General features: G+C 71.2%; 10 protein-coding genes. 6 read left to right on the forward strand and 4 right to left on the reverse strand.

Features of this window, described 5'->3' with window-relative positions:
- Window positions 1–86 precede the first annotated feature (86 nt).
- Entirely contained in the window at window positions 87–3209 is a 3123-nt protein-coding gene (locus tag ACLJQM_RS45620; RefSeq protein WP_410636355.1) for a GH92 family glycosyl hydrolase, read from the forward strand.
- Entirely contained in the window at window positions 3206–5287 is a 2082-nt protein-coding gene (locus ACLJQM_RS45625; protein ID WP_410636356.1) for an FUSC family protein, read from the forward strand. Before ACLJQM_RS45620 ends, ACLJQM_RS45625 begins: the two co-directional genes overlap by 4 nt.
- Before the next feature lie 76 nt (window positions 5288–5363).
- On the opposite strand, the gene ACLJQM_RS45630 is transcribed toward ACLJQM_RS45625, so the two are convergent.
- The 4 genes from ACLJQM_RS45630 to ACLJQM_RS45645 form a co-directional block, all read right to left on the reverse strand.
- Window positions 5364–5966 (reverse strand): DUF4360 domain-containing protein, encoded by a 603-nt coding sequence (locus ACLJQM_RS45630; protein WP_410636363.1) that lies wholly within the window; start codon window positions 5964–5966, stop codon window positions 5364–5366.
- 269 nt (window positions 5967–6235) lie between these two features.
- Complete coding sequence (locus ACLJQM_RS45635) at window positions 6236–7090, reverse strand: TIGR03560 family F420-dependent LLM class oxidoreductase (protein WP_410636357.1); 855 nt, start codon at window positions 7088–7090, stop codon at window positions 6236–6238.
- Window positions 7091–7092: 2 nt separating this feature from the next.
- A complete protein-coding gene (locus tag ACLJQM_RS45640) occupies window positions 7093–7458 on the reverse strand; it encodes a VOC family protein (protein WP_360782428.1) in 366 nt (121 codons plus the stop codon).
- A complete protein-coding gene (locus tag ACLJQM_RS45645; RefSeq protein WP_410636358.1) occupies window positions 7458–7859 on the reverse strand; it encodes a nuclear transport factor 2 family protein in 402 nt (133 codons plus the stop codon). Before ACLJQM_RS45645 ends, ACLJQM_RS45640 begins: the two co-directional genes overlap by 1 nt.
- Window positions 7860–7961: 102 nt before the next feature.
- Here ACLJQM_RS45645 and ACLJQM_RS45650 point away from each other — a divergent pair, with 102 nt between their 5' ends.
- The 4 genes from ACLJQM_RS45650 to ACLJQM_RS45665 all read left to right on the forward strand — a co-directional run bounded on the left by ACLJQM_RS45650 (window position 7962) and on the right by ACLJQM_RS45665 (window position 10945).
- The gene (locus tag ACLJQM_RS45650; protein ID WP_360782424.1) at window positions 7962–8414 is read left to right on the forward strand and encodes a MarR family winged helix-turn-helix transcriptional regulator; all 453 of its coding nucleotides are present in this window, start codon (window positions 7962–7964) and stop codon (window positions 8412–8414) included.
- 80 nt (window positions 8415–8494) lie between these two features.
- A complete protein-coding gene (locus ACLJQM_RS45655) occupies window positions 8495–9475 on the forward strand; it encodes a malate dehydrogenase (protein WP_360782422.1) in 981 nt (326 codons plus the stop codon).
- A 123-nt stretch (window positions 9476–9598) separates the two neighbouring features.
- Window positions 9599–10195, forward strand: a complete 597-nt coding sequence (locus ACLJQM_RS45660) for a ClpP family protease (RefSeq protein WP_360782420.1) — start codon at window positions 9599–9601, stop codon at window positions 10193–10195.
- Window positions 10196–10264: 69 nt separating this feature from the next.
- Window positions 10265–10945, forward strand: a complete 681-nt coding sequence (locus ACLJQM_RS45665) for an SGNH/GDSL hydrolase family protein (RefSeq protein ID WP_410636359.1) — start codon at window positions 10265–10267, stop codon at window positions 10943–10945.
- The last annotated feature ends 122 nt before the right edge of the window (window positions 10946–11067 follow it).

Consider the following 11067-nt stretch of genomic DNA (forward strand, 5'->3'; position numbering starts at 1 on the left):
TACGTTCCTGAAGGTGGCCTTCACCGCGTTCGGGGGCCGGCCGCGTCGGGACCGCGGCTGCGCCGTTCGGCGGATACGGTGTCCCCATGTCCGACGCCGTGTTCTTCTCCTCCTTCGAAACGGGTGATCCGCAGCCCGCGGATCCCGGCCTCGTCGTGGACACCGGGCCGGACCGCTCCCCCACGGCCAAGACCGGCGTCGGCTTCACCGGGGCACGCGCCCTCCGCTACGGCTCACCGGCGCGCGCGGTGCTGTTCGAGCTCGACGTCCCCGTCACCGGGCGCACCGAGCTGTCCTATGTGGTGTTCCCGGCCGCCGACGGGGACGTCCCCGCCTACCACGCCACCCGGGTCAGCCTCGACGTCGAATTCGCCGACGGCACGAGCGCCGGGTTCGAGCCGGTCGACGACAAGACGCTCTGGGTGGACCAGTGGAACCCGGTCCGCCGCCCGCTGGGCGCGTTCGCCGGACGCCGGATCCGAAGGATCGTCCTGCGCACCGACGCACCGGACGACAGCACGGGGTGGATCGACGACGTCCGCGTCGCCGAACGTCCCGGGCCGCCGCGGGATCCGGTCGACTTCGTCCGCACCACGCGGGGCACGCACTCCAGCGGCGACTTCTCCCGGGGCAACAACTTCCCGGCCACCGCGGTGCCGCACGGCTTCAACTTCTGGACCCCGGTCACCGACGCCGGGGTCACCAACTGGCTCTACTCCTACCACCGCCACAACAACGCCGAGAACCAGCCGGCGCTGCAGGCCCTCGCGCTGAGCCACCAGCCGAGCCCGTGGATGGGCGACCGGCACACCTTCCACGTCATGCCCGGCACCGGCCCGGTCGAGCCGAAGCGCCGCAAGCGCGCGCTGGCCTTCTCCCACGCCGACGAGACCGACTCACCGCACCACTACGGCGTCCGGTTCGCCAACGGGATGACCGCCGACCTCGCCCCGACGTCGCACGCGGCGATCCTGCGGTTCACCTTCCCGGACAAGCACGGCTGGCTGCTGTTCGACAACGTCCGCAACCGCGGCCGCCTGCGGCTCAACGCCGACACCGGCGTGATCAGCGGGTACACCCGGGTCCGCAGCCGGCTCTCGGCCGGGGCGCGCCGGATGTTCGTCTACGGCGTCACCGACGCCCCGGCCACGCGGGGCGCGAAGGTCCGCCGCCCGCCGTGGCGGCGCGTGTCGGGGTACTTCGAGTTCGACGGGCCCGACGCGACGCTGCGGATCGCGACGTCGCTGATCAGCCTCGCCCAGGCCAAGCGCAACCTCGAACTGGAGATCCCGGCCGGGACGACGTTCGAGGAGGTGCGGGCGCGGGCCAGGCAGCTGTGGCAGGAGCAGCTCGGCCGCGTCGAGGTCGAAGGCGCGACCGACGACCAGGCCACCACGCTCTACTCGAACCTGTACCGGCTGTTCCTGTACCCGAACGCCGCGCACGAGAACACGCCGAAGGGGATCCGGCACGCGAGCCCCGTCGTGCGGCGGCGGTGGCCGAGCACCCGGCGGCGCACCGGCGCGAAGGTCGTCGACGGCGAGCTGTACGTCAACAACGGCTTCTGGGACACCTACCGCACGACCTGGCCGGCGTACGCGCTGTTCACCCCGGAGCAGTGCGGGCGGATGATCGACGGCTTCGTCCAGCAGTACCGCGAGGGCGGCTGGATCTCCCGCTGGTCCTCACCCGGCTACGCCGACCTGATGACCGGGACCAGCTCCGACGTCGCGTTCGCCGACGCCTACCTCAAGGGCGTGCGCGACTTCGACGTCGAGGCCGCCTTCGACGCCGGGCTGAAGAACGCCACCGTCACCCCGCCGCACCGCGCGGTCGGGCGGAAGGGCCTCGAGGAGTCGATCTTCCTGGGCTGGACGCCGGTGTCGGTCCACGAAGGACTGTCGTGGGCGCTGGAAGGCTGCATCAACGACTTCGGCCTCGCCAACCTCGCCGACGCCCTCGCGCGGGAAAGCGAAGGCGAGCGGGCCCGCCGTTACGCCGACTACGCGGCCTACTTCCGCGAGCGCGCGAAGCACTACGTCCACCACTTCGACCCGGAGATCGGGTTCTTCCAGGGCCGCCACCGCGACGGGCGCCGCAAGTTCGGGCCCGCCGGCTACGACCCGGCGGCGTGGGGCGGCGACTTCGTGGAGACCAACGCCTGGAACACCGCCTTCACCGCACCCCACGACGGCCCCGGCCTGGCCGCCCTCCACGGCGGCAACGCCGGGCTCGAGGCCAAGCTGGACGAGTTCTTCGCCACCCCGGAGACCGGACGGCGGCCCGGCGCGTACGGCGGCCTGATCCACGAGATGACCGAGGCCCGCGACGTCCGCATGGGCCAGTACGGGCACTCCAACCAGCCCTCCCACCACATCCCTTACGTCTACAACCTCGCCGGCGCGCCCGCGAAGACCCAGCGCGTCGTGCGGGAGGTGCTGCGGCGGCTCTACCTCGGCAGCGAAATCGGCCAGGGCTACCCCGGCGACGAGGACAACGGCGAGATGTCCGCGTGGTACCTGTTCAGCGCGCTCGGCTTCTACCCGCTCGCCGTCGGCAGCCCGCGCTACGCGATCGGGTCGCCGTTGTTCGAGAAGGCGACCGTCCACCTGGGCGACGGCAAGAAGCTGGTCGTCCACGCGCCGGGCAACACCGACGAGACCGTCTACGTCCGCGGGCTCACGGTGAACGGCGAGCCGCACGAGGACACCTCGATCGCGCACGCCACCCTCGCCGGCGGCGCCGAACTGGTCTTCGACCTCACCACCGAACCCACCGGCTGGGGCACCCCGCCGCCCCCCGCCGAGCCACCGGACCCGGTCACCGACCTCACCGGCACCGTGACCAGCGCCGAAGCCAAGAACGTCGGCGCGCTGGTCGACGACACCACCCGCACCCAGGTCACCTTCCGCAGCGCCACGCCGTCGATCGAGTTCGCCGTCACCGGCGAGCCCCGCCCGGTCACGATGTACACGCTCACCTCCGGCGCCCGCTCCGGCGACCCCAGCGCGTGGGTGCTGGAGGGCTCCGCCGACGGGACCGACTGGACCACCCTCGACGAGCGCGAAGGCGAGCTGTTCCGCTGGCGGCGCCAGACCCGGCCCTTCGCCCTCGCCGCCCCGGCCGCGCACGCCCGCTACCGGCTGCGGATCACCGCCACCCGCGGCCGCCGCACCACCCTCGCCCAATGGGAGCTGCTCGCCCGATGAACCGGTTCCGCCTCGCCGCCCTCGACCGGCTCGCGGCGGCCGACCCCGGCCTGGTCCGGCTGCGGCTGGCCGGGTCCGCGGTGCTCGGCATCGTGCTCGCCGTGGGCGCGCTGCTGCCCGCGCACCTGCCGCTCACCGTGATGCTCGTCGGCGCCATCGCCGCGATGATGACGGCGTTCACCGTCAACGACGCGACCCCGGGCGCCCAGGGCGTGACGCTCGCGCTGGCGTTCCTCACCGGCGCCGCGTCGATCACCACCGCCAGCCTCGGCTCGGCGCTGCCGCCGCTGGACAGCATCGTGTTCGTCCTGCTGATCTTCGTCGCCGTCTACGCCCAGCGCTTCGGCCCGCGCGGCACCGCGCTCGGGTCGATCGCGTTCTTCCTGTTCTTCTTCCCGATGTTCCTGCAGGCCCACCTCAAGCAGGTGCCGCAGCTGCTGCTGGCGCTGGCCGTGGGGGTGCTCGCCAACGCCGTCGTCCGGTTCGTCCTGCTGCGGCACAACGCCGAAGCCGAGTTCCTGCGGGTCCGCCGGGCCTTCCGCGCCCGGCTCGCCGCGGTCGTCCGCGCCACCGAAGCGCACCTGGCCGTCGGCGGCAGCGACCGGACCCGCAAGCAGCTGCGGACGTCGCTGGCCCGGCTCCACGAGTGCGTCCTGCTCATCGAGGACGCCGCCCCCGACGTCGTCGACGCCCGCGCCGCCGACCGCCTCCGCCGCCGCGCCATCGAAGTGGAACTGGCCGTGCAGTGGCTGGCCAGCACCGTCCAGCGCACCTGCTCCGACGAACTCGGCACCGACGTCCGCGACGACCTCATCGCCCGGCTCGCCCGCTTCCGCGCCCTCATGGAACGCGACCCGCGCGAGCTCCCGCTGATCAGCCAGACCGGCGAGTACAGCCGGATGCTCGTCGAAGGCAGCCGCATCGACGAACACGCCGCCCCGGGCGACGGCGTCCGCAAGGCACTGGCCGAACTGGCGCTGGCCGACGACCGGGCCCAGCGCGCCGCCGTCCCCGAGGCCACGGTGGACCCGCTCGAGGCCGAAGCGGAGGAGCCGGAACCCCGGTTCGCCTACGACAACCGGACCCGCAGCGCCATCCAGGCCGTCGTCGGCGGCGGGCTCGCCGTGCTCGGCGGGGAACTGGTGTCCCACCAGCGCTGGTACTGGGCCGTGCTGACCGTCTTCGTCGTGTTCATCGGCGCCTCCAGCGCCGGCGCCACCTTCGTCAAGGGCGTCCGCCGCCTCGGCGGCACCCTGATCGGCATCGTCGGCGGCGTCCTGCTCGCGCTGCTCGTCGGCGGGAACACCCCGGCGACCCTCGCGCTGATCCTGGTCTGCGTGTTCGGCATGGTCTACACCGCGCGCGTCTCGCAGGTGGTGATGGCGTTCTTCATCACCAGCATGCTCGGCCTGCTCTACAGCCTGCTGGGCACGTTCAGCCTCGCCGTGCTCTGGATCCGCGTCGCCGAAACCGCCGTCGGTGCCGCCGCGGGGATCCTCGCCGCCGTCGTCATCGTCCCGGTCCGCACCCGCGCGGTCATGCTCGACGACATCGCCGAGGTGCTCGACGAGCTCGAGGAGTTCCTCGAACACGCCCGCGAGCTCCTCGCCGGGGAGGAGAACGTCAACATCATCGAGCTCTCCCGCGACCTCGACCGCTCGGTCGAGGTGGTCCGGACCACCATCGAGCCGCTGACCCACCCGGTCAACCTGCGCAGCGCCCGCCGCGACTACGGCTGGCACGTGCTGACCACCCTGGAGACCATCGCCTTCCGGGCCCGCCACGTCGCCGCCCGCGCCCAGCCCGGGATGCTCGCCGGCGCCGACACCGACCGGCTCCGCCAGTTCACCGGGCGGCTGCTGGCCAACATCGACGTCCTGCGCAAAGCGCTCGACGCGCCGGGTGGCCCCACACCCGGCACGCTCGTGCGCGACGACGGCACGCCGGTCTCCGACCGGATCGAGCAGGCCGAAACCCGCGCCGTCCTCTCCAGCCTCAGCCACCTCGACGAGGCGCTGGTCTCCCTCGGCCTCGTCTTCGGCCTGCAGGCCACCGACCCACGCGCCCCGGCGAAGTAGCGGGTCCGGGGCGGCGCGGTTGCCTGGCCGCGCCGCCCCTCTTCACCTTCTCCGCCTCACCCGGAGCCGGAGCCGATCAGGGGCAGACCAGCCACGCGAAGTGGTACACCGTGGTGATGCTGCCGTCGGTCGAGTCCATCGTGACGTAGCTCGTCGTCTTCTTCGGATCCGACGTCCCGGCCGCCGCGCGCAATTCCGTGTTGATGTTCAGATTGCGTTCCTCGCCGCACGGCTTGAACACGATCGCACCGACCTCCGTCGAATCGGTGAAATGCCAGTCGTCTTCGAACGGACCCGCCAGCGGGTGCTGCACGTACGCCGTCGGCGAATTTCCCTGGAAATAGTAGTTCGCTCTTTCCAGCCCGGTCGCTCCCCGTTCCAGGTGGGCGAATCCGCGGTAGTCCGCCTGCGCGATTCCGTAGGTGAAACCCTGCGGGACGTGCACCCGCAGGCCGATCTGGCAGTTCTTCCTCGCGTCCAGCGGGCCGGCACCGATCCCGACCAACGCCGTGTAGGCGCTGTACGTCACGGTGAACGCCGTGTTGTCCTGCGAGACCGCCACCGCCGACGTGCCGGTCGGGCAGCCCGTGCCGATGGCGTTCACCACGTCGATGACGATTTTGTCGGGCGGCGGAGGAGTGTTCCACGAATGCGGGGCGACCACTGAGGACAGCGCCATTACGGCAGCAACGACCGCAGACAGCATCGGAATCCTTCCCAATACATTCGAATTGGGTACGGGGGCGCCGACCATGGTAGCGAAAGGATCATGGTCGCAAACGCCCCTGAACGGAGCAACACTCCGCAGTCGTCCCGCCACGCGGTATACCGATAATTTCGGACCCGCATTCTCGGCGAAACGAAGGAATACTATCGGAAAACGATTTCGCACCCCCGGACCGCCGCCCGCCGCACACGATCACCGCGTGACGTCCGGGCTTGATCGTTTCACCGCGCCAGCAACACCCCGGCCTCCCCCAGCGTCGCGACCGCCGCCGGCGACCACGGGCCCGCCGTGATCACCACCGCGTGCCCGATCCCCCACTCCGCGAACTCCACGCACCGCCCCGCGAACGACGCCGCGGACTCGCCGGGCGCGAGCCGGGTGCTGATCGTCTTCTCGATCTCCCCGTACGGCCGCCCGGCCTCCTCGCAGTGGCGGGCGAGGACGGCCAGCTTGTGCCGCACGGTCCGGCCGCCGTCGGGGACGTCGAAGACGTTGCACGCGTCGGCGTAGCGCGCGACCAGCCGCAGCGTCTTGCGTTCCCCGGCGCCGCCGATCAGCACCCGCGGCCGCCGCACCGGCCGGGGGTTCCCGACCGGACGGTCGAGGCGGTGGTCGGTGCCCTCGAACGGCGACTCGTCCCCGGCCCACATCCGCAGCGCCAGCCGCAGCGTCTCCTCCAGCCGCTCGAACCGCTCGGCCACCGGCGGGAACGGCAGGCCCATCGCCCGCGCCTCGCCGTCGTGGTACCCGGTGCCGATCCCGAACCGGGCGCGGCCGCCGGAGAGGACGTCCAGCGTCGTGACCGCCTTGATCAGCAGCGCCGGCGGCCGGAACGTCACCGCCGAGACCATCGTCCCCAGCCCGATCCGGTGCGTCCGGGCAGCGAGGAACCCCAGCGTCGTGTACGCCTCCAGCATCGCCGAGTCCGGCGTGCTGTTCGGGTCGGCCTGCAGCAGGTGGTCGGCCACCCACAGCGTGTCCAGCCCGGCGTCCTCGGCCGCCACCGCGACGGCCGCGAGCTCGCCGGTCAGGTCCTCCGGCCACGAGAAGTCCGTGACCCCGATGCTCAACCGCACGGCTACCCCCTCGTCAGCAGTTCCAGGTTGTGGCCGTCCGGGTCTTCGAAGTAGACCCCGCGGCCGCCGTTGAGGCCGTTGACTTCGCCGGCCCGTTCGTGGAACGGGTCCGCCCAGTAGGTGATCCCGGCCCGCTCGATCCGCGCCAGCGCGGCGGCGAAGTCGTCCTCGCTCACCAGGAACGCGTAGTGCTGGCTGGTCACCCGGTCCACGCGCAGGTAGTCGAGCGTGACGCCGTTCGCGAGCCGGATCGGCACGAACGGCCCGGTCACCGGGCCCACCTCGAGGCCGAGGACGCCGGCCAGGAACCCCGCCGACTTCTCCCGGTCCGTGGCGCACACGATCGTGTGGTTCAGTTCGACGCCCATCACCGCTCCCCGGCCGGGGCGAACGGCGGCGGCCCGCCGATCGGGCTCAGGTGCATGCCGGCCAGGCGCCAGCGGTCGTCGTCGCGGACCAGGACGTGCGTGGCGCGGAACCGGCCGTTCACCGGGTTCCTGCGGTGCCGGGCGACCTGCTCGTGCACGCCGATCGCGAGGGCGGTCGTGCCGAAGTCGCGGACCTCGACCTCGTCCCACGTCAGCTTCTCGGTCACCAGGTCCCCGCCGCCGTAGCGCGCGAGCCACTGCTCCCGGTCCAGGACGAAACCCAGCGGGCCGACGAGGCGGAACCCGTCGACGACCAGGCCGGCCAGTACTCCGGTGTCGCCCCGCTCCTCGGCCGCGGCCCAGACCCGGCCGAACTCGCGGACCTGCTCTTCGGTGCTCATCGTGCTCCCCTTCCGGCTGCCGGTTGACGAGCACAACGTTAGATATCTAATCGTTCGATGTCAAACGCTTAGAGTCCGATGCATCTGCGGTACGGTCCACCCGTGCCCCAACCCACCACCACACCCATCGGCGTCGTCCTCACCCGCACCGCCAAAACCGCCAGCCGCGCCTTCGACCAAGCCCTCGCCACCGCCGGCGGCTCCCAACCCGTCTGGCAGATCCTCATCTCCCTCAAAACCCACCCCGTCGCCAACCAACGCCAACTCGCCGACGCCGTCGGCATCCAAGGCGCCACCCTCACCCACCACCTCAACGCCATGGAAACCACCGGCCTCGTCACCCGCCGCCGCGACCCCGACAACCGCCGCGTCCACCTCGTCGAACTCACCGACGACGGCGAACAGCTCTTCCACCGCCTCGCCACCGCCGCCATCGCCCACGACCAACGCCTCCGCCGCGGCCTCACCGACACCGAAATCACCCAGCTCACCGACCTCCTCCACCGCCTCACGGCCAACGTCACCGACCCCGAAAAGCGATCCACGCAACAGTGACTGGACGCACCCGACCCGCAACGCCCAGGAGGGATAGGCTCCACGCACTAGCCAAAGTCGTCTCAAGCTGGAGAACCGCAATGACCCAAGCCCCTGTCAACGTGACCGTCACCGGCGCCGCCGGCCAGATCGGCTACGCGCTGCTCTTCCGCATCGCCTCCGGTCAGCTCCTCGGCCAGGACGTCCCGGTGAAGCTGCGGCTCCTCGAGATCCCGCAGGCGGTCAAGGCGGCCGAGGGCACCGCCATGGAGCTCGACGACGGCGCGTTCCCCCTCCTGTCCGGCATCGACATCTTCGACGACCCCAAGCAGGCCTTCGAAGGCACCAACATCGCCCTCCTCGTCGGCGCCCGCCCCCGCAGCAAGGGCATGGAGCGCGGCGACCTCCTCGAAGCCAACGGCGGCATCTTCAAGCCCCAGGGCGAAGCCATCAACGCCGGCGCCGCCGACGACATCAAGGTCCTCGTCGTCGGCAACCCCGCCAACACCAACGCCCTCATCGCCCAGTCGCACGCCCCCGACGTACCCGCCGACCGCTTCACCGCGATGACCCGCCTCGACCACAACCGCGCCCTCGCCCAGCTCTCCAAGAAGCTCGGCGTCCCCGTCACCGAGCTCAAGAAGCTCGCCATCTGGGGCAACCACTCCGCCACCCAGTACCCCTCGGTCCAGCACGCCGAGGTCGGCGGCAAGAGCGTCGAGGTCGACCAGGCCTGGCTCGAAAACGACTTCATCCCCACCGTCGCCAAGCGCGGCGCCGCCATCATCGAAGCCCGCGGCCTCTCCTCCGCCGCCTCCGCAGCCTCCGCCGCCATCGACCACGTCTACACCTGGGTCAACGGCACCCCGGCCGGCGACTGGACCTCCGCCGGCGTCGTCTCCGACGGCTCCTACGGCGTCGCCGAAGGCATCATCTCCTCCTTCCCGGTCACCGCCGAGAACGGCAAGTACGAAATCGTCCAGGGCCTCGAGATCGACGACTTCTCCCGCGCCCGCATCGACGCCTCCGTCGCCGAACTCGTCGAAGAACGCGACACCGTGAAGAAGCTCGGCCTCATCTGAGCCCACGCACACCCCCAGGGCCGCCGTCCACACCGGACGGCGGCCCTTTCGCGTCCCGCGAACACCGCACGCCCACAGCGAAACCCACCCCGCCACCAGCAGCCCCGGCCCTAACGTCGGCCCATGACCCTTCTCGCCCTACCCGACATGCACACCCCCAACCAAGCCCCCGACGACTCCGTCTACCAGCAGCTCCTGCGCGACCGCATCGTCTTCCTCGGCTCCGAAGTCAACGACGAAGTCGCCAACCGGATCATCGCCCAGCTGCTCCTCCTCGCCGCCGACGACCCCGCCAAGGACATCACCTTCTACATCAACTCACCCGGCGGCAGCGTCACCGCCGGCATGGCCATCTACGACACCATGCAGCTCGTCAAACCCGACGTCTCCACCTGGGGCCTCGGCTTCGTCGCCTCCATGGGCCAGTTCCTGCTCTCCTCCGGCACCCCCGGCAAGCGCTACCTCCTGCCCAACACCCGCATCGTCATGCACCAGCCCTCCGCCGGCATCGGCGGCGCCGCCACCGACATCGCCATCCAGGCCGCCGTCTTCGGCAAGATGAAACACCGCATCGCCCAGATCACCGCCGCCCAGACCGGCCAGACCGTCGAACGCATCACCGCCGACGCCGACCGCGACCGCTGGTTCGACGCCGACGAAGCCCTCACCTACGGCTTCGTCGACCACATCGTCACCCACGAGCGCACCGCGACCGCCTGACAGCGGGGCGGCGGGGAATGCCAGCCCGCTGTGCGTTCCCCGCCAGCCACCCCCGCCACGCTCGACCGCATGACGATCACCTTGAAGCCCCACAGCACCGTGCTCTTCACCGGCGACTCCATCACCGACCTCTGGCGCCCCGAAGGCGAAGACCGCTGCGCCTACCCCGCACTGGTCGCCGGCGAATGGTGCTTCCACCACCCCGGCCGCCCCATCACCTGGCGCAACACCGCCCACGCCGGCAACACCGTGCCCGACCTCGAAGCCCGCTGGCGCACCGACGTCCTCGCCACCCGCCCCGACCTGGTCTCGATCCTCGTCGGCGTCAACGACAACGGACGCCACACCTTCCACCCGCACGTACCCGAGGTCTCCGCGGACGAGTTCGCGGCGGGCTACGACCGCCTGCTCGCACCCCTCGCCGCCACCGGCACGCAGCTGATCCTCATCGAACCGTTCCTCATCCCGGTCCACGGCGACGTCGAAGCCGGGATCCACCGCGCAGGCGAAGCCGAAGAGGTGATCATCGGCGACGACGTCCGCCAGGCGTGGCGGACCGGCCTCGACCCCAAGATCCGGGCCGTGCGGGAACTGGCCCACGAGTACGGCGCCGCCCTGCTGGCCGCCGACCGCATGTTCGCCGAACTCAGCGCGACGGCCGGGGCCGAACACTGGTCCGAGGACGGCGTGCACCCGACCCCGGCCGGCCACGGCGCACTCGCGCAAGCCTGGCTCGACCTGGTGGCCTAGTACTGCAACGGCAGTTAGGTGAGTGGGTAGCCTCGTCGTTTGTAGTGGCTGAGGCGAGCTTGGTGTTGTCGTCGACGGCGGAAGCGGGACCAGGCCCAGATGTGGTCGGCGGCGTCGGCGAC

This window comes from Amycolatopsis sp. cmx-4-83 (assembly GCF_046548815.1).
Lineage (GTDB): Bacteria > Actinomycetota > Actinomycetes > Mycobacteriales > Pseudonocardiaceae > Amycolatopsis > Amycolatopsis pretoriensis_A.